This window comes from Pseudarthrobacter sp. J47 (assembly GCF_049810315.1).
Classification (GTDB): Bacteria; Actinomycetota; Actinomycetes; order Actinomycetales; family Micrococcaceae; genus Arthrobacter.
Map to the genome: position 1 here is coordinate 3047551 of NZ_CP187358.1, position 19195 is coordinate 3066745.

The 19195-nt window shown below is 64.5% G+C and carries 18 protein-coding genes; 7 read left to right on the forward strand and 11 right to left on the reverse strand.

What is annotated here, in order from left to right:
* Position 1: 1 nt before the first annotated feature.
* On the forward strand, positions 2-220 hold the full coding sequence (locus ACPJW8_RS13965; RefSeq protein WP_330187396.1) for an NF038396 family protein: 219 nt from the start codon (positions 2-4) through the stop codon (positions 218-220).
* Between the two features lie 72 nt (positions 221-292).
* Positions 293-1435 (forward strand): aspartate-semialdehyde dehydrogenase, encoded by a 1143-nt coding sequence (gene asd / locus ACPJW8_RS13970; RefSeq protein WP_330187395.1) that lies wholly within the window; start codon positions 293-295, stop codon positions 1433-1435.
* Positions 1436-1562: 127 nt separating this feature from the next.
* Here the strand turns inward: asd and ACPJW8_RS13975 are convergent, their stop codons facing one another.
* The 7 genes from ACPJW8_RS13975 to ACPJW8_RS14005 all read right to left on the reverse strand — a co-directional run bounded on the left by ACPJW8_RS13975 (position 1563) and on the right by ACPJW8_RS14005 (position 7214).
* Entirely contained in the window at positions 1563-2675 is a 1113-nt protein-coding gene (locus tag ACPJW8_RS13975; protein WP_330187394.1) for a winged helix DNA-binding domain-containing protein, read from the reverse strand.
* Between the two features lie 38 nt (positions 2676-2713).
* Complete coding sequence (locus tag ACPJW8_RS13980) at positions 2714-3781, reverse strand: UDP-N-acetylmuramate dehydrogenase (RefSeq protein ID WP_330187393.1); 1068 nt, start codon at positions 3779-3781, stop codon at positions 2714-2716.
* A 31-nt stretch (positions 3782-3812) separates the two neighbouring features.
* Positions 3813-5084 (reverse strand): MFS transporter, encoded by a 1272-nt coding sequence (locus ACPJW8_RS13985; protein WP_330187392.1) that lies wholly within the window; start codon positions 5082-5084, stop codon positions 3813-3815.
* A 50-nt stretch (positions 5085-5134) separates the two neighbouring features.
* A complete protein-coding gene (locus ACPJW8_RS13990) occupies positions 5135-5572 on the reverse strand; it encodes a MaoC family dehydratase (RefSeq protein ID WP_330187391.1) in 438 nt (145 codons plus the stop codon).
* A 2-nt stretch (positions 5573-5574) separates the two neighbouring features.
* Positions 5575-6036 carry an FAS1-like dehydratase domain-containing protein gene (locus tag ACPJW8_RS13995; RefSeq protein ID WP_330187390.1) on the reverse strand — a complete coding sequence of 154 codons (462 nt, stop codon included), beginning with the start codon at positions 6034-6036 and terminating at the stop codon, positions 5575-5577.
* A gap of 61 nt (positions 6037-6097) precedes the next feature.
* Positions 6098-6322, reverse strand: coding sequence for a DUF3188 domain-containing protein (locus ACPJW8_RS14000; protein ID WP_330187389.1), 225 nt, complete (start codon positions 6320-6322; stop codon positions 6098-6100).
* A 28-nt stretch (positions 6323-6350) separates the two neighbouring features.
* Complete coding sequence (locus tag ACPJW8_RS14005) at positions 6351-7214, reverse strand: CoA ester lyase (protein WP_330187388.1); 864 nt, start codon at positions 7212-7214, stop codon at positions 6351-6353.
* A gap of 330 nt (positions 7215-7544) precedes the next feature.
* Here ACPJW8_RS14005 and ACPJW8_RS14010 point away from each other — a divergent pair, with 330 nt between their 5' ends.
* From ACPJW8_RS14010 to ACPJW8_RS14030, 5 genes are all read left to right on the forward strand, one after another.
* The gene (locus tag ACPJW8_RS14010) at positions 7545-10004 is read left to right on the forward strand and encodes a polysaccharide lyase 8 family protein (RefSeq protein WP_330187387.1); all 2460 of its coding nucleotides are present in this window, start codon (positions 7545-7547) and stop codon (positions 10002-10004) included.
* Between the two features lie 257 nt (positions 10005-10261).
* Positions 10262-11290, forward strand: coding sequence for an ABC transporter substrate-binding protein (locus ACPJW8_RS14015; RefSeq protein ID WP_330187386.1), 1029 nt, complete (start codon positions 10262-10264; stop codon positions 11288-11290).
* The gene (locus ACPJW8_RS14020) at positions 11287-12198 is read left to right on the forward strand and encodes an ABC transporter ATP-binding protein (RefSeq protein ID WP_330187385.1); all 912 of its coding nucleotides are present in this window, start codon (positions 11287-11289) and stop codon (positions 12196-12198) included. The genes ACPJW8_RS14015 and ACPJW8_RS14020 overlap by 4 nt, the downstream gene beginning before the upstream one ends.
* A complete protein-coding gene (locus ACPJW8_RS14025; protein WP_330187384.1) occupies positions 12198-13103 on the forward strand; it encodes an ABC transporter permease in 906 nt (301 codons plus the stop codon). Before ACPJW8_RS14020 ends, ACPJW8_RS14025 begins: the two co-directional genes overlap by 1 nt.
* 51 nt (positions 13104-13154) lie before the next feature.
* Positions 13155-14075 (forward strand): TauD/TfdA family dioxygenase, encoded by a 921-nt coding sequence (locus ACPJW8_RS14030; protein ID WP_330187383.1) that lies wholly within the window; start codon positions 13155-13157, stop codon positions 14073-14075.
* A gap of 116 nt (positions 14076-14191) precedes the next feature.
* On the opposite strand, the gene ACPJW8_RS14035 is transcribed toward ACPJW8_RS14030, so the two are convergent.
* From ACPJW8_RS14035 to ACPJW8_RS14050, 4 genes are read right to left on the reverse strand one after another with little or no spacing between them, the layout of a single operon-like run.
* Entirely contained in the window at positions 14192-15919 is a 1728-nt protein-coding gene (locus ACPJW8_RS14035; protein ID WP_330187382.1) for a glycoside hydrolase family 13 protein, read from the reverse strand.
* A 47-nt stretch (positions 15920-15966) separates the two neighbouring features.
* Complete coding sequence (locus tag ACPJW8_RS14040) at positions 15967-16806, reverse strand: carbohydrate ABC transporter permease (RefSeq protein ID WP_330187381.1); 840 nt, start codon at positions 16804-16806, stop codon at positions 15967-15969.
* Entirely contained in the window at positions 16806-17717 is a 912-nt protein-coding gene (locus ACPJW8_RS14045) for a sugar ABC transporter permease (RefSeq protein WP_330187380.1), read from the reverse strand. The genes ACPJW8_RS14040 and ACPJW8_RS14045 overlap by 1 nt, the downstream gene beginning before the upstream one ends.
* A 19-nt stretch (positions 17718-17736) precedes the next feature.
* Positions 17737-19008, reverse strand: a complete 1272-nt coding sequence (locus ACPJW8_RS14050) for an ABC transporter substrate-binding protein (RefSeq protein ID WP_330187379.1) — start codon at positions 19006-19008, stop codon at positions 17737-17739.
* Positions 19009-19195: the final 187 nt, after the last annotated feature.

Sequence of the window (19195 nt, forward strand, 5' to 3'; positions counted from 1 at the left end):
CGTGCTCAAGAAACCAGAAACCCTCTTTTTCCTGGGCTACATGCTGCTGCCCCTGCTGGCGCTCCTGTCCGCCATCATCGGCCTGACCACCATCCTCGGCGGCAACAAGATCGTGGGGATCATCGTGCTGGTGGTCGTGACCCAGGTCTTCGCTTTTGGCGCGTTCTACGCCCTGCGCGCCCGCAAAACCCTCCTGATGCAGGAAAGCCGGCCGGAGTAGCAGCTGCTGCATTCCGGGGCGGAGTGACGTAACCGACTGCGTGCGGCAGCGGCGGAAGTCTAAACTGGACGAATGACTACAGCAGCTTCCCCCTCCGTCGGCCTGGTCGGCTGGCGCGGCATGGTCGGTTCCGTCCTGATGCAGCGCATGCAGGATGAGGGCGACTTCGCGAACATCAACCCCGTCTTCTTCTCCACCTCCAATGCCGGAGGTGCCTCGCCGTCGTTCGCTGGAACGGCAGGGGGCGACGCCGGCAAGCTCGAGGACGCGTTCGACGTCGATACCCTGGCGAAGCTGCCCATTATTGTCACCGCCCAGGGCGGGGACTACACCAAGCAGGTCCACACCCAGCTGCGCAGCCGCGGCTGGGACGGCCTCTGGATCGATGCCGCCTCCACGCTGCGCATGAACGACGACTCGATCATCGTGCTGGACCCCATCAACCGGGACGTGATCGACAAGGGCCTGGTCAACGGCACCAGGGACTTCATCGGCGGCAACTGCACAGTCTCCTGCATGCTCATGGGCCTGGGCGGGCTGTTCAAGAACGGCCTGGTCGAGTGGGGCACCTCCATGACCTACCAGGCCGCTTCCGGCGGCGGAGCCCGGCACATGCGCGAGCTCCTCAGCCAGTTCGGCACGCTCAACGCCGAGGTCAGCACGGAACTGGACGACCCCGCGTCGGCCATCCTCGACATCGACCGCAAGGTCCTGGCCCACCAGCGCACGGACATCGACGCCAGCCAGTTTGGCGTGCCGCTGGCCGGCTCGCTCATCCCGTGGATCGACGCGGACCTGGGCAACGGACAGTCCAAGGAAGAGTGGAAGGCCGGGGTTGAGACCAACAAGATCCTGGGTACCTCCGCTGAGAACCGCGTGATCATGGACGGCCTGTGCATCCGGATCGGCGCCATGCGTTCGCACTCGCAGGCACTGACCCTCAAGCTCCGCGAGGACCTGTCCGTTGCCGAGATCGAGAAGCTCCTGGCCGAGGACAACGAATGGGCCAAGGTCATTCCCAACACCAAGGAAGACTCCATGGCCGGGCTCACCCCCGTGGCCGCTTCGGGCACCCTGGACATCCCGGTGGGCCGCATCCGCAAGATGGAAATGGGCCCCAACTACATCAGCGCGTTCACCGTGGGCGACCAGCTCCTCTGGGGCGCCGCCGAGCCGCTGCGCCGCATGCTCAACATCGCCACGGGCAACCTCTAGGCCTGCAGCCCCCCACCATCGAGCGGCGAGTTAATGCTCCTTAGGTTGAACCTAAGCGGCATTAACTCGCCGCTCGAGGTGTTTAAGGGGCTGATCTGGCCTTAAGAGGCAGATTTTGGCGCCCTGGTCAGCCGGCCAGGAAGTCCAGGTAACGCCGGGCGGCCTTGCTGTAGACCGGCGGCTTCCGCTCCTCAAAAAGTTCAGGCACGACGGCGGCACTTGAGCCGGTGCCTTGGAGCGCCCAGGTGCCGATCACCTCTCCCCCGGCCACCAGTGTTTTCTTGAACACGCCGTTCCCGCCGGGCACGATTTTGCCGGAGTGAGCCGTATCCAGGACCAGGCTCCTGTCCATGTAGCCCAGCAGGAACTCGTCGTAGCCGGGCAGCAACAGGACCGAACGGGAGCCCGGGACTCCTTCTTCCAGCAACGCGGCAACCGTGGGTGAGAGCCAGTACTCGGTGCCGGCGAACTCCAGGCAAACCAGCTGGTCCCGCACGGACTCGAAGGCCGCCCGGACCTGGGTGAGTGGCAGCTGCGTCCACCAGGCGAAGTCGCGAATGGTCGCCGGGCCGTGGCTGGTGAAGTAGCGCAGCATCCATTCTGCCAGCGCATCGGTCCCTTCGGGCTTGCGGGAGACCGGGATCCACTGGTCGAATGCTGCAAACTGCTGCTGGTTCCCGGCCATGGGGCCGAGCACCAGCCAGGCGTGCCGGCACAGCGTTCCGAGGATATGGATGCCGCGCTGGCCGGTGGTTGGCTGGCCGGCGGCCTCAAAAGCGGCGAAGAGTCCGGCCCTGCTGGCCGGCCCGTCTGCGGAAATCAGCTCCAGGGCAATATCGCGGCACTTCTCGATGTCCGCCCAGGCAATACCGAGTTCGCGGTGGCGTGGGGCCACTGAGCGGAGCAGCCGTTCAGCCGTGAGGTCCAGCATCCAGCGAAGGTCCTCCGGAGCCACCAGGTGCAGCGTCCCACGCATGGGCCATGACCTGACGACAGTGCCGGCGTCGAGGGCCGCCCGGACGTCGCTGAGTCCCGCACCCGGGACCCGGCAACCCACCGCCCACATGGCTGCGGGAAGGTCCTGGGCCTGCATGGCTGTCATCCAGCGGACGGCGTCCGGGACGCTCGTAAACCCGGGGCCCAACAGCCCCTGGCTGACCAACCGAAGCCTGCCGATGACCTTGCCGTTGACTGCGCCGTTGATCTTGCCGCTGACTGTGAGCCCCACGTTTTTAGCCATGCCCCCATCCTAGGAGTGTTGACAGGCCTGGGGAGGGGCTAGAGTTCCAGGCCGATCAGCAGTGGTTCCGGGTGCAGCTCGATTCCGAAGGCGTCGCGGACGCCGTCGCGCACCTCGCGGGCAACGGCCAGCATGTCCTTGGCCGTGGCGGAACCCCGGTTGGTGATGGCCAGCGTGTGCTTGGTGGACAGCGATGCCCTCCCGCCGGACGCGCTGTCCGGATCGAGGCCGTATCCCTTGGCAAAGCCGGCGTGCTCAATCAGCCAGGCCGCGGAGAGCTTCACGAGCCCTTCAGAGCCGGCAGGGTACCGGGGCGCGCCCTCGGGCAATCCAGCGGCAACGGCTGAAGACACCACGGGGTTGGTGAAGAATGAGCCGGTGGAGTAGGTGTCCCTGTCTTCCGGGTCCAGCACCATGCCCTTGGACGCGCGCAGCCGCAGCACCTCGCGCCGGACGTCAGTGGAGTAGGCCCGCTTGCCCGGCTCGACGCCAAGGGAACGGGCCAGTTCGGCGTACCTGATGGGCGCGCTCATGCGGCCCAGCGGAAGCTGGAATTCGACGGTAAGGACGACGAAGCGCGGCGAGCCGTTGACGGTTGACTGCTTCAGGACCGAGTCGCGGTAACCGAACTTCAGCTCCGAATTGGTGAAGGTCCGGACGGCGTTCTTTTCCCGGTCCCACGTCCGCACGGCGGCGATAGTCTGGGAAACGTCCGAACCATAGGCGCCGACATTTTGTACAGGGGTGGCGCCGGTGGACCCGGGGATGCCGGACAGCGCTTCGAGGCCGGACCAGGCATGCAGCACCGCGTGCTTCACCAGGGAGTCCCAGTCGTGCCCGGCCTGGACAACTACCGAAACACCACCGCACGAGTCTTCCGCGTTAACGGTGAACCCCTCTGAGGCGAGGCGGACCACTGTGCCGGGGAACCCGTCGTCGGAAATCAGCAGGTTGGACCCGCCGCCGATGATCAGCAGTTCCCCGCCTGCCTCATCCACCGAACGCACGGCGTCGATAATCTCTGCCTCGGTGCGGGCCTCAACATAGGTTGCGGCAGGGCCTCCGACGGCGGCGGTGGTCATCTGGGAAAGCAGTGTCTGGGTCACCCCACCAGCCTAGTCCGTGGACGACGGCGGGTCAGCCTGCCTTGCGTGCCACCGGGGAGAGCAGGAAGCTGACCACCAGCATGGCCAGGACCGCAAGGAGCGAATGCAGGATGCCGATGTGTTCGGCGAGCAGTCCCAGCAACGGGGGGCCGCAGAGGAAGGCGCCATAGCCGATAGTGGACACCACGGACACGCGGGCGGCGGCCTTGGCGGGGTCGTCAGCGGCGGCGGACATGCCCACCGGGAAGCCCAGGGATGAACCGAGACCCCACAGCGCCAGGGCAACAAATGCCACCCAGGGAGCGGGTGCAAAGACGAAGAGCGCCAGCCCGAACACCGCCAGTAGGACGCAGGCCCGCATGACCGGGACGCGGCCAAACCGGTCAAGCACATGTGTTCCGGCGAAGCGGCCGATGGTCATAAACGTCACGAACAGGCCATAGCCCACAGCGCCGGCGGCGTCCGATTGGTGATAGCTGTCCGCGAGGGCAAGGGCCACCCAGTCGCCGGCAGCGCCCTCGGCAAGCGCCAGTCCCAGCACCATCACGCCCAGCAGGAGCGTGCGCTTGTCCCGCCATGCCTGGGCGATCATGCGCTTGTTGTCCACCGGCGCGCTGCCTGCCGGATCGGCAATGGGCAGGATGGGGATGGGGCCGGTCTGCGGGTCTTCGAAGGTGTCCTGCGCATACACGCGTTCACCTGGGGTCGATTCAACATCGGCGCGGAACCAGGCCGAGGCGACCGAAACGGAGAGCGCGACGACGGCGCCGGCTGCACCCAGGTGCCAGGCGACGGGAAGGCCTGCCCATGCGGCCCAGGCACCCAGCCCCGAACCAGCGACGGTTCCCAGGCTGAAGGCGCCGTGCAGCCGGGGCATGATGTGCCGGCCCAGGGCACGTTCGACGGCGGCGCCCTCCACGTTCGAGGCGGTGTTCCAGCTGCCCGTTCCCAGCCCGATGACGGCGAGGCCCGCGGCCACAGCTACGGGATGTGTCAGCACCGTGGTGCCGAGGCCAGCCAGGACCAGACCCGCCCCCACCATGATGCTGCCGATCCGGATGGTCCCCTTGGACCCGAAATGCAGCACAATGAGCCCGGACGCGGAGACCGAAACGAACGAGCCCAGGGACAGGCAGAGCAGCAGCACACCGATGTTCGCCGGAGTCAGGTCAAGGCTGTCCCGGATGGCGGGAAGCCTGGAAACCCACGAGGAAAAAGCGATGCCGCTGGCGCCGTAGGCAATCACGACGCCGACGCGCCACAGGGTCAGCTGCCGTTGAGCATGACCTCCCTCAGGATCCAAAGCCCCGGCGGCCTGTCCCCCGGCACGCGGCCGGCGGACCGGTTCCCTGGTCAGGACAGCCTGACGACGGCCTGGGCCTTCATCAGCACCTTCACTCCGCCGGCAATGGCGGTCAGGTCGATCCGGGCGGTTCCGGCCTCAGGGTCCAGCGCTCCCACGGTTCCGCTGACCTCGATCTGCGCGCCGGCGTCGGAGGTTCCGGTAGTGTCCGCCACCGGCACAGGCTTGCTGAACCGCGTCTGGTAATCCACGACGGCGGCGGGGTCCCCTGCCCAGTCGCTGACCAACTGGACGGCAGAGCCCATGGTGAACATGCCGTGCGCAATGACGCCGGGCAGGCCCACGGAGGTGGCGAAGGCCTCGTTCCAGTGGATGGGGTTGAAGTCTCCGGAGGCACCGGCGTACTTGACCAGGTCCTGGCGGGTGACAGTGATGGTGCGGCTGCCGATGTCCTGGCCGACGCTGAGCTCTGTGATGTTCGGACCCATGGTTACTGCCCCTCTCCGCGGACCAAAAGTGATGAGGTGGTGGTGGCGACCTTCTCGAATCCGCCGTCTTCGGTCACGGCCTGGATCTCCGCACGCGTGGTGATCATGGCACCGCCGCCCATGGGACGCACACCATCAACGTGGAGTTCGGCCACGAGGCGGTCCCCCGCCACGATCGGCCGGTGGTGCGTGAACCGCTGGTCCGCGTGGACCACCCGTGAAAAGTCGATGCCCGACTCCGGGTCCTCGATCAGCTGGGCATCCGCCCGCTGCGCCACGATGATGGCGAAGGTGGGAGGCGCAACGAGGTCCCTGTGACCCAGCGCGGTGGCGGCGTCGACGTCGAAATGGGCTGGGTTGGTGGCTTTGACGGCGGAGGCGAACTCGCGGATTTTCTCTCGCCCGACGTGGTACACCTCTGCGGCAGGATAGCTGCGGCCCTGCAGGTCCGGATTGATACTCATGGCCTCAAGCCTAGCCGCAGCGGCCGATGATTCCGGAGTGTTTCCAGGCCGCCGGGGCAGGCTATCGGCGAAGGTTCTTCCGGATGGCCTGCCCTCGGACCACAATGCCGGCGATATGCAGGATCAGGCCCAGTCCGATCAACGGCAGCGATGCAGTAGCCAGCCCCTGGTTCCCCGTGCTGTTGCCCACGAGGTTCAGGATGATGCCGACGGCGATCAGCCCCATTGCGCTGAAAACCAGGACTTTGTAGCGGGTTGGCGCAGTGGCCCAGAATTCGTTCAGCACCGTGCCAGTCTACCGAGCCTTGCCGGCGCTACAGAGCGGGCTGCACGCCGAATGCGACGGCGAGCTTCATGATCTTCTCGGCGCGGCCCAAACGCGGCAGGTCCGAACCGTCACGGATGACGCGGCCGTTGGCTTCGAAGTCCGCCATGAAGTCCGTGGCCCAGGCGACGTCAGAAGGCGTGGGGCTGATGACTTCATTGATCACCGGGGTCTGGTCAATGGCCAGGCAGAGCTTGCCGGTCATTCCCATCATCACGGTGATGCCCGTCTGCTCGCGCAGGATGGGGTGGTTTGTGCCGACGGTGGGGCCGTCGATGGGGCCGGGCAGGTTACCCACGCGGCTGGCAACAACGAGCTTGGCACGGGGGTAGGCCATGGCCTCGGGGGTGGCCGCCATGCCGGTGTCGCGGCGGAAGTCACCGGAACCAAAGGCCAGGCGGAACGCGCCCTGGGCCTTGGCGATGTGGTTGGCTTCTTCGATTCCGACGGCGGATTCCACGAGCGGGATCACGGGAGTCTTGCCGTCCATGCGGTGGAAGCTCTCGGTGACCTGGTCCGCGGATTCGGTCTTGGCCAGCATGATGCCCAGCAGGCCCGGGGTGCCGCGGAGGCCTGCGAGGTCGTCCGCCCAGAACGGGCTGGTGGCGTCGTTGATCCGGACCCAGGCCTTGCCGCCGCCGGTCAGCCAGTCAATGACGTTGTTCCGCGCCTCATCCTTCTGTGAGGGGTCCACGGCATCTTCAATATCCAGGATGATCGAGTCCGCCCGTGATACCGCAGACTGGTCGAAAAGCTCAGTCTTCATGGCGTTAACAAGCAGCCACGAACGGGCAATATCAGCGGGGATGGAGCGATCAAGCCGGGTGGATACGGCCGTGGAAATAGAGGTCATGCTACTACCGTATCGCCTTGCCCAACCGGCTTGCAGTTAACGTCGTTTTGGTCGTTCGCCTGCGCTGTTGAACTGGTCACAATGCTGCTTTATGACGTGCCTCGCAGGCCGTTCCCAGGCTGGCAGGATTGAACGCTTAGCTTTCGTTTGGCTCATCTGATCACCAGTGGTGCCTCCTCTGCGGCCCCCGTGGGATGATACGAAAGATCCGAAACCTGAATGCTGGTCTTCCCCGCTAAGTCCGGCTACCCTCCAACAGTGACGCGCATCACGCGTTCAACCCCGCGCATCAGGCCGGAAGACTTTTCAGTTGTTTTACGAGAGGCATCAATGACGAACTCCAACTCGACGTCGATAGCCGGTTCCATCGCGAACCGCACCCTGTCCCGCCGCAGCCTGCTCCTGTTCGGAGCAGGCGCATCCGCAGCAGTGGCGCTGGCCGGACAACCTTTCTGGGCACCGCCCGCCATGGCCGCAGACGAGTTCGACGGCCTCCGCCAGCGTTGGGCCGATTACATCACCGGTGGCTCCGCGCTGGACACCGCCCATCCCACCATCGCTTCGCAGCTGCGCACGATGTCCGACGATGCCGCCAGGTTCTGGGACAGCAGTGTGAAGAACCCCGCCGTAGACGGGTACATCTGGAACGACTACCCGATGTCCAAGAGCGACGCCGCGAACACCAGCAACACGTACTCCCGCATCCTCACGATCGCCAAGGCATGGGCAACCGTGGGCACGGACCAGTTCGGCAACGCGGAAATCGCGGCAACCCTGGTGCTCTGGTACCGCCGCATGTACACCGACTGGTACTCGGTCAACCCGCCCCGGCGCACCGGTAACTGGTGGTTCTGGGAAATCGGCATCCCCCGCACGTTGGCCGACCTTTCCATCCTCATCGACTCCCTGCTGACTGCTGAGGACCGCAAGACGGCGACGGATGCCATCCGCGTCCAGGTCGCCAACCCGAACATCCGCCGCGACATTCCGTGGCTGTCGGAGACCGGTGGAAACCGTGCGGACAAGGCCCTCGCCTGCATCCTGCGCGGCATCGTCGCCCGCAACGCCGACGACATTGCCCTGGGCCGCGACGCCCTCAGCGACATCCAGGGCGGCGGCAAGGCCAGCCTCTTTAAGTACGTCACCTCAGGCAACGGCTTCTACGCCGACGGCTCCTACGTCGACCACGACAAACTGCCGTATGTTGGCACCTACGGCAACGTGGCAATCGGCGGCGTCGCCCGTTCGCTGATGCTCGTTGCGGGCAGTTCCTGGGACGTCACCGACCCCAACAAAGCTGTCATCCTCGACGCGGCCACCAAGTCCTTTGCCCCGTTCATCTTCAGCGGCCGCATGATGGCAACCGTCCGCGGCCGCGCAGTCTCCCGGCAGCGCGAGCAGGATTACCACAACGCCTGGTCCACGGCTAACTCCTTGATGCTGATGGCCACCCAGATCGCAGAGCCGTACCGCAGCACCTACAAGTCAATGGCAAAGACCTGGCTGACCAGCTGCAACGTGGACTACACCAAGAGCGCCAGCCTGTCCGACCTCTCCCGCGCCCTGCCCATGCTGGCGGATTCCAGCATTCCCGTGCAGCGCGAGCTCCCCGGCCACCTGCAGTTCGGAGCCCAGGAGCGTATGGTCCACCGCAGCGACTCGAACGGTGCCACCTGGGCCTACACCGTGTCCACCTCCTCCAGGCGGATTGGCCGCTACGAGTGGGGCAACAACGAGAACAACCTCGGCTGGCACCACGGCGACGGTGTTGGATACCTGCACCTCGCCTCCGACCAGGGCCAGTTCTCGGAAGGTTTCTGGCCGACGGTGGACCCCTACCGGATGCCCGGAACCACGGCGTCCCTCACCCCGCGCCCGAACGGTGCCGCCAACGGCACGGGCATCCCGCCGGCGTCGAACCTCTGGGGCGGTGGCGTGGGCCTCGCCGGCAAGTGGGGCACCGCAGGCATGGACCTGACCAACAGCCTCGGCAACGTGAGCGCCAAGAAGTCCTGGTTCCTGCTTGACGAAGTGGTCATTGCCCTCGGCTCCGGCGTGAACGTCACCGGTGCGGACGCCGAAACCATCGTCGAGAACCGCTCCTTCCCGGCCGGTTCCTCCCCCGCGCTGACTGTGGACGGCACCAAGGTGACGTCGACTGCAGCCGGCCTCACGCCGTCGTACGCCCACCTGGAAGGCATTGCCGGTTACATTTTCCTGGGCAGCCAGGCCGTGCGTGCAGACGTGGCCGAGCGTACGGGCAACTGGCGCGAGATCAACTCCGGCTCGGACACCGGCGGAACCACCGACCCCGTCACCCGGACCTACGCAACACTGTCCGTGCAGCACCCGGTGGGCACCACGGGCGGCAAGTACGGCTACGTGATCGTCCCGGGCGCCACCGCAGAACGCACCCGCGACCTCGCAGCAGAGCTGGAGATTGAGATCCTGCGCCAGGACGACGCCGCCCACATCGTGCGCGTCAAGCAGCTGGGCCGCTGGTTCGTGTTCGCGCACTTCTTCGCTGCCGTGACTGACGGTCCGGTGCGCTCCGACGCCCCGTGTGCGGTGCTCGCATCCGGCACGGACGTTGACGCCAAGGTTGCGGTGTCCAGCCCCACGAAGTCCATTGCCGCAGCGCGGATTGAACTTGAGCTGGACCGGCCGTTCCGGAAGGTCACGGCCTCGGACCCCCGCCTGCAGGTCAAGGGCGGCGGCGTGGTCACCATCAACGCCACGCTGTCCGGCGGCGCCGGCGCTTCGTTCGAAGCGGCGCTGAAGGTCGTCTAACCGCTTACCGCACCGAACAAAGAACGACGGCGGTTTCCCACCTCTTGCAGGTGGGAAACCGCCGTTTTTTGTTGCCCGGGAAGGCTCCGCGTTGCGCATCATTGCGTCCGGTTTCCTTTGATTTCCCGCAGTTTCCAAGGGTTAACCGCTGACTTCCCAAGCCACTGCCGGATGCGTTTACATCGTTCCCACCGGCCCTCCGCTCCAGCGGTCCAGGGCCAAACGACCGACATGATCCCGCACCGAAAGTAGCCCCCATGAAACTGCACCAGCCCCTGTTGAGCGCCGCAGCCGCCGTCGTACTTGCGCTGACGGTGAGTGGCTGCGGCGGTGACGCTGAAGCCGGCGCCGGTGGAAGCCAAGGAAGCGAGGTTAAGGAGCTCCGCTACCAGGGCTGGGCCAACACGGTCACCCTGCCCGAACTTGCGGAGGACCTCGGCTACCTGGGCGACGTGAAGCTCAAATGGGTGGGCAATACCACCAGCGGACCGCAGGACATCCAGTCCGCGGCAACCGGGCAAACCGACTTCGGCGGCGCGTTCGCCGGGGCCGTGGTCAAGCTGATTGAGGCGGGCGCACCGGTGAAGGCGGTGGTGAACTACTACGGCCAGGACGAGGAGACCTTCAACGGCTTCTACGTCAAGGAAGACAGCAGCATCCGGTCCGCCAGGGACTTCATCGGCAAGAAGATCGCCGTGAATACCCTGGGCGCCCATGCCGACGCCGTGATCAGCACCTACCTGCGGAAAAGCGGACTGAGCGCCGACGAAGCAAAGCAGGTACAGCTGGTTCCGCTGCCGCCAAACGACACCGAGGAAGCCATCCGGCGTGGCCAGGTGGACGCCGGATCGCTGGGAGGAGTACTGCAGGACAAGGCCCTTGCAGCCGGTGGCCTCCGGTCTGTCTTCAGCGACACGGAATTCTTCGGCACCTTCGCCGGCGGGCCCTACGTGCTGAGTAATGACTTCATCGCCAGGAATCCGAACACCACCCGGACGTTCGCCACCGGCGTTGCCAAAGCCATCGACTGGGCAGGCAAGACCCCCCGCGAGGAAGTCATTGCCCGCTTCACCAGGATCGTCAAGGAGCGGGGGCGCAACGAAAGCACCGAGGCCCTGCAGTACTGGAAGAGCGCAGGCGTCCCGGATGCCGGGGCGATCAAGGACGAGGACTTCACCCGCTGGGCGGAGTGGCTGACGAGCTCCGGAATCGTCACCAAAGACCTCACACCCGCCAACTACTACACCAATGAGTTCAATGAGCTCGCCGGAAAGGCACGGCCATGACCGCCAAGATCAGCCTGCGCAACGTCAGCAAGGAATTCACCGTCCGGCCGGGCGCCTCGGGAAGCGCAAACGCCACAACCACTTTGACCGCCGTCGATTCCCTCAGCCTGGACGTGCGCGACGGCGAATTCCTCACCCTCGTGGGGCCCAGCGGCTCCGGCAAGACCACCTTGCTGGACCTCCTGGCCGGCCTGTCCACGCCCACCTCCGGCGAGGTATTGGTGGACGGCCGGCCGGTGACGGGCCCTGGCAAGGACCGCGCCGTGGTGTTCCAGCAATACGCCCTCTTCCCGTGGCGCACCGCCTCCGCCAATGTTTCCATCGGACTGGAAGGCAAGGGGCCTGACGGCCGGAAATTGAACAGCCGCGAGCGCGCAGCCAAGGCCAGCGAGTACCTCGCGCTGGTGGGCCTGGCCGGTTTCGAGGACCGCTTCCCGCACGAACTGTCCGGCGGCATGAAGCAACGCGTCGCGATTGCCCGGAGCCTGGCCTACGAGCCGGACGTACTGCTGATGGACGAGCCCTTCGCCGCCCTGGACGCCCAAACCCGCGAACAGCTCCAGGAGGAGCTTCTGCGCATCTGGCGGGCCACCCGAAAGACGATCGTGTTCATCACCCACGGCATCGATGAGGCCGTCTACCTGGGCCAGCGGGTTGCTGTGCTGAGTGCCCGGCCCGGGCGGCTGAAGGCCATCGTGGAGGTGGACATCCCGGACCGCGACGACGGTGAGGACATCCGCTCCACGCCGGTCTTCGTGGAACAACGGCACAAGGTGTGGGAGCTGCTCCATAACGAAGTCCTCCTGGCCCGGGATGCCGGGCACCGCAAGATCCGGCCGGATGGCACCGCGCCGGACGAACCGATTACCCGGGAAACGCAGCCCACCCACGGAAGGAGTGCCGCCTGATGAGCGCAACCATCACAACGCCGGCCCGTGCGGCGGGTTCCGAAACCACTGAGGCGGGTTCCGCCGTCGGACAATCCACTCCCCCGGTGCCCGCGAAATCCGGGGCAGCAGCCCAGGCAGCCATCCGTTCAGCTGCCGTCGGTGCCGCGTCCTGGCTGTGGAAAGCCACCGGGGTCCTTGCCTTCCTGGCACTCTGGGAGCTGGGGCCGCTCTACCTGGCGGCTCCTTCCACCCGGGTGTTCCTGCCGCCGCTGCACGAAGTCCTGCTGGCTGGGGCCAGATTACTGGAGAGCGGTTCCCTCCAGGGCCACCTTGCCGCGAGCCTCGCCCGCTCTGTGGCCGGCTTCGGGATCGCGCTGGTGTCCGGTGTGTCCCTTGGACTGTTGATCGCCTGGTACGGCCGGCTCAATTCCGTGCTGAACCCGCTGCTGGAACTGTTCCGCAATACGGCCGCGCTGGCGCTGCTCCCGGTGTTCACGCTGCTGCTGGGCATTGGCGAGGAATCCAAGGTGACCATTGTGGCGTATGCAGCGTTCTTCCCCGTGCTGCTGAACACCATTGCCGGAGTGAAGACGGTGGACCCGCTCCTCATCCGGGCGGCCAAGTCCCTGGGCCTGAACAGCTTCCGGCTCTTCCAGAAGGTGATCCTGCCCTCCGCGGTTCCCACCATCTTCACGGGAATCCGGATGGCCGGGACGGCCTCCATCCTGGTCCTGATCGCTGCCGAGATGGTGGGTGCGAAGGCCGGTCTGGGCTATCTGATCATCAACGCCCAAAGCAGTTTCCTCATCCCGGACATGTACGCCGGCATCCTCACGGTCTCCCTGCTGGGACTGGCCGTGAACTTCCTGCTCGTCGCCCTGGAGCGGCACTTCTCCCGCTGGCGTACCGCCGTCGGCGCCTGAAATTTTCCACCCGCACCACGCAGCACCACCACTACAGAAAAGGAAAGAACCATGACCGTCATTACCGAAACCAAGCTCGAATTCGCCAAGCTCGGGGCGCGTATCGGCGCCGAAATCCGGGGGTTTGACCTCAGCGGGGACCTCAGCGCCCACACCGTCTCCCAGATTCGCGCGGCCCTGAACGAGCACAAGGCCCTGGTGTTCCGCGAGGCGAACATCTCCAGCGATGAGGCCCAGGTGAAGTTCGCCAGCCACTTCGGTCCCCTCACCAAAGCCCATCCCACGGTGGCCTCCGTGGAAGGTGAGGCAAATGTGCTCCCGGTGGACAGCGAAAACGGTTCAGCCAACACCTGGCACACCGATGTCACGTTCGTGGTGAATCCTCCGCAGGCCTCCACCCTGCGAAGCATTGACCTGCCGTCCTATGGCGGCGAAACCCTCATCGCGTCCTCGGCCGCCGCCTACACTGACCTGCCCGATGAACTGCGGAATTTCGCTGACACTCTCTGGGCAATCCACACCAATGACTACGACTACTCCGTGCCCAAGAATCTGGAACACGAAAACGCCGAGGAACGCCGCAAGGAGTTCACCCGGCTCAAGTTCGAAACTGCCCACCCCGTAGTTCGGGTGCATCCACTGACTGGCGAGCGCGGGCTGTTCATTGGCGGGTTCGCACAGAGGCTGCGGATTGTGGGCTTGTCCAACACCGAATCCCGGGACATCCTGCGCCTGCTGCAGGCCTACGTGACCCGTCCGGAGAATGTGGTGCGCGTGAATTGGGAGCCGAACCAGCTGGTCTTGTTCGATAACCGCATCACACAGCACTACGCTCCAGACAACTACGACGGCCAGCCGCGCAAGCTCAACCGCGTCACGATCGCCGGAGACATCCCGGTGGGCATCGACGGCAAGGCGAGCCAGGCCATCCAGGGCGACTCATCCACGTATTCGGTGGTCGCTGCGCTCTAAGTAGCACGAGTGTGTTGCCTTGGCACGGCCCCTTGTCCCAAACTGAGTCGCATTTGTTGCCCTTCCCAGCACTCTAAAGGGCAACAAATGCGACTCAGTTGGGTTTCCGTCTGCGCTTAGGAAACCACAAGCCAGGCGGTGGTGGCGCCGGGCAGCTTGCCGTCCTCAAGCGCGGAACTGCTTACGACGACGGACCCCTCCGGCAGTGCCACAGGTCCGGTTCCAAAGTTGGTGACCGTGTGCCAGCCACCGGGCCGGCGGAACTGCACCACGTCAGGGTTGCCCGTCTCCAGCCATTCCAGCGTTTCATCAGTCTGGAGCCTGCGGCGAAGCTTCAGCGCGGCCCGGTAGAGCTCCAGCGTGGAGCCTTCCACACCGTCCTGCGCTTCAACTGCGTACTTGCTGAACCATTCAGGCTGCGGCAGGTGCGCACCGCCGTCGCCAAAGCCGAAGGACGGCCCGCCGGTCTTCCAGGGCAGGGGCACCCGGCATCCGTCCCGGCCCACATCCACGCCCTTGTTGCGGAAGAAGGCAGGGTCCTGGCGGGCTGAGTCCGGAATTTCGCTGCCCACCTCCTGCAGGCCCAGTTCTTCGCCCTGGTACAGGTATGCGGAGCCGGGGAGGGCCAGCATCAGCAGCGTCGCAGCGCGGGCACGCCGCAGGCCCAGTTCGACGTCGACATCCTCCTGCCTGCCTCCGTCCAGCAGCCACTGCTTGCCGGCCTTGCCCGCCATCAGCTCACCGTCCTCAGCCTCCGCCGCGGCCGGGAGACCGTAGCGCGTGGCATGCCTGACGACGTCGTGGTTGGAGAAGACCCAGGTGGAGGACGCGCCGGATGCTGCGGCCTCCGCAAGGTTTTTGGTGATGATCCTGCGGAACTGGGTTGGGTCGAAGTCGGCCTGAAGGAGGTCGAAGTTGAACGCCTGGCCCAGACCCTCCGGGCTTGCGTAACGGGCGCGCCGGTCCGCGTGGACCCAGGCCTCGGCGACGGCGGTGCGGGGCGGGTTGTACTCGTTGAAGACTTTCCGCCATTCAGCATAGATCTCGTGGACCTCGTCCCGGTCCCAAAAGGGGTGCGAGCCGTCCACGAAGCCGTCAGTTCCGTGGCTGCGCGCCTCAAGGTCCGCCTTGGTGGGCAGTGTCCCTTCCAGGTTCTTGGTCAGGGCATGGGCAACGTCAATCCGGAATCCGTCCACGCCGCGGTCCGACCAGAAGCGCAGCGTCGTCAGGAAGTCGTCGCGGACCTCCTGGTTGTCCCAGTTAAAGTCCGGCTGCTCCTTGGCGAAGATGTGCATGTACCACTGGCCGGGCGTACCGTCCGGCTCGGTGATCCGTTCCCAGGCCGGCCCGCCGAACACTGAATCCCAGTCCGACGGCGGCAGCTCACCGTTCTCCCCCAGGCCGTCGCGGAAGATGTAGCGGTCCCGGGCAGCCGAGCCCCTGGGGCTTGCCAGCGCTTCCTGGAACCACTCATGCCGGTTGGAGGAATGGTTGGGGACGATGTCCACGATCAGCTTGATGCCCGCACCGTGAAGGGCCTCCGCCATTTCGTCGAAGTCCCCAAGGGTGCCGATTTTCGGGTCCACGTTCCGGTAATCGTCCACGTCATAGCCGCCGTCCGCCAGGGCCGAGGGATAGAACGGACTCAGCCAGACCGCGTCGACGCCCAGCGTTTTCAGGTACGGCACCTTCGCGGTGATGCCCTTCAGGTTGCCGATTCCGTCGCCGTTCGAATCAGCGAAGCTGCGGGGATAAATCTGGTAGACAGCGGCCTGGCGCCACCAGTTCGGATCGGCGGAGAGGGTTGAGTCGGACAGGGTTGCCTGGGTGGCGGTGGTGGACAAGGGATGATCCTTTTCTTGGTGTTGGTAGGTTCAAGATGATGGGAAACTCAGCCTTTGACGGCTCCCTGCGTAACGCCTTCCATGACCCAGCGCTGCGTGAACAGGTAGGCAACGATCGCCGGCGCCATGGCCATCAAGTAGGACGCGAAGGAGACGTGGTAGTTGTTGCTGAACTGCGTCTGGAAAAGGTTCTGCCGGACCGGAAGGGTCTGCAGGGCGGGGTCGGAGATGATCAGCGAGGGCATCATGAAGTCATTCCAGGCGTACAGGAACGCGAAGATACCAACTGTCGCGCTCATTGGAGCCAGCAGGGGGAAGATCAGCTTCCAGAATGTCTGCCAGGTCGTGGCCCCGTCAATACGCGCGCTCTCCTCTAGTTCCAAGGGAATCGAGCGCAGGAAGGCAGTGAACAGCAGCACGCTGAAGCTCAACTGGAACATAGTGGCCAGCAGGATGACGCCCATCGGGTTGTCCAGACCGAGGCGCCCCGTCAGCTGGATCTGCGGCAGAGCGACCACCGGGAACGGAATGAACATCGCTCCGAGGAGGTAGAAGAACGAATACCGGAACAGCCGCCTCTCCCAGTTGCGCACAATCGCGTAGGAAGCGAAGGCAGCAAGGACGATCGTGGCGATTACCGTCCCCGCCGTCACGAGCATCGACATCGCGGCGCCGACGGGGAAGTTGGTCAAGGTCCAGGCCTGGACGAATCCGTCCAGGCTGAACGGAGCAGGGAAGGAAAAGGCGTTGCCATCAACCGCCTGTTCCTGGCTTTTGAAGGCCATGGAGAGCGTGACATACAGCGGCAGCAGCACGGTGACTGCGCACAGGACCAGGATCGTGGTGCCGGACCAGTTGACCCGCTCCATCTTGGATTGATTAGCCATTAGAGTGTGCTCCGTCCGCGGGTCACCGAAAGCTGTACAAGGGAAATCACGATGGCAACGATAAAGAAGATCGTGGCGTTGGCCATCTGGTACGCGTAGTCGCCGCCATTGAAGCCGGCAATGACTGTCATCGCGATGCTGCGCGTGGACGTTCCGGGGCCGCCATTGGTGAGTCCCACGATGATGTCGTAGGCGTTCAGGAACCCCTTGAATCCGAGGATGATGTTGATGACCACGTATCCGGCCATGAGTGGCGCCGTGATCTTCAACAGCTGCTGCCACTTGCCGGCACCGTCGATTTCGGCCGCTTCATAGACATCCGAAGGTATCGAGACGAGACCGGCAATATAAATAAGCAGGGCGCCTGGAACAGCCTGCCAAGCCGTCACGGCAACAATGGCGATCCAGGCAAGGTCAGGATTGGCGAGCAGGCTTGTCTCCAGCCACGGCAGGCCGGCCGCGGCGCCGGCGGATGGCAGCGAGTTGGAGAAGAGGAAGTTGAATACGTAGGCGATGATGATGCCGGAAATCACCATAGGAATGACGAAGACGGTGCGCAGCGCTGCCTTCATCCGGATGCGCGAGGTCAGGCCCACGGCCAGGAGGAATGCAATCGCGTTGACCACCAGCACCGTGACGGTGGAAAAGCCGAAAGTGAACAGGTAGCTCTGCAGGATGGCAGGGTCGCTGAAGATGGCCACATAGTTTGTGAAGCCTATGAAGGTCCAGTCGCCGATGCCGATGGAGTCGGTGAAGCTGAAGAAGATGCCAATGATCGCCGGAACCGTGATCGCCAGGGTGAACAGGACAAGGCTGGGCAGCAGGAAAAAGTAGTAAATCGGATCGACCCGGCGGCGGGCAGGACGGGCAACGCGGACCCGCTCCGGTCTGGTCAATGTAGTGGTGGACATGTTGCTGACTCCCTTGTTCTTACTGGCGGAATGCCAGACGCGCCCAGTCCGCGTCGAGTGTTTTGAGGGTGGACGCAGGGTCGGCGCCGAACACCATGGCCTGCGTGTAGTTGAAGATCGGGATGGTGCGCGGCACAAGCACCGAGGGGCCTTGGTAGACCTTGCCGTCGTCGTAGTACTTCACCATCCCTTCGATCCGGGGATCCGGGTCGCCGGCGGCATCTTTGGTAGGTATGAACCCCAGCTGCGACGCGTTGTAGGCCTCAATGACTTCCGGCTGGTACAGGTATTCAAGGAAATCGCGGGCCGCTTCCTTGTGCTTGGAGGCCTCCGGGATCCACGCCGCAAGGTCCACATTCACCCTGACCCGCAGGTCCTCCGGATCCTCAGTCATGGGCAACGGAAAGGTTCCGAGCTGAAGGTCAGGGGCCGTCTTGGCGATCTCGCTGAAGGCCCAGGGACCCTGCAGGTACATGGCGGCGTTGCCCTGCGCGAACGCGAGGTTGCCGTCGCCGTATCCCCGGCTCGCTGCGTCTTTGTTGACGTAGTTCTTAGCGAGGTCCAGCATCTTTCCGACCGGTTCCTGGAAATCCTTTTGGAACGAGACTTCGGAATCCGGGCCAACGTCAACGCCTTGTCCTGAGAGTTTCTCGAAGAAGCTGATGGAGTCCAGCTGGCCGCCTGCCGAATAATCGAACCATCCCTGCCCGATCGTCCAATCGTCCTTCCATGTGGCATAGAAGGGCGTCACGCCGGCGCCCTTGAGTGCCTCGCAGGCGGCGATCAGTTCACTCCATGTCGTAGGAATTTCGATGCCGTGGGCCGCGAAGATCTCCTTGTTGTAGATCACAGAGGACGCCATGACCGAATAAGGCAGGGCGCTGGTGCGGCCGGGATAGGACCCGTACTGATCCATCAGTGGCTTCAGGTCACCCCGAATCCGGCTGGCGGCTTCAGTTCCGGCCAGGTCGCTGAGGGCACCACGCTGGACGAACCGGGAGGTTTCCATGTTGTAGTTGGCCAGCGCGATGTCCGGCGGATTGCCGCGGACGAAGCTCGCGGACACAACGTCCACTCCCGAGGTGTCCAGGACAACGTTGGTCCGCTCCTGGGATGCGTTGTACTCAGCAACGAGCTTGGTCATGAAGGGAATGGCTTCGCGCTTACTGAAGGTGAACCGGATCGTTTCCTTAGCGGAGTCCGCCGAGCATCCTGCGATCGCTCCGGAAAACAGGGCCAGTACCACAGCAAGCACCGCTGCCCGTTTTGTGCGTGTCAGTCTCACAGACACCTTTGTCCTTTCGTATGCCGGTCCGCGCCCGCGTGTTGCGGCAACGGTCAAACAGCCAGCGGCCGAGTTTAGATAGGAGGTAAATTTATAACCTATCGCTAGTATGTGGTGACGGGCGCCACATGGTCAAGCTCGCACATGGAATATGACGAGGCGTAAATTTATAGACTAAATTTAGAAAACCGCT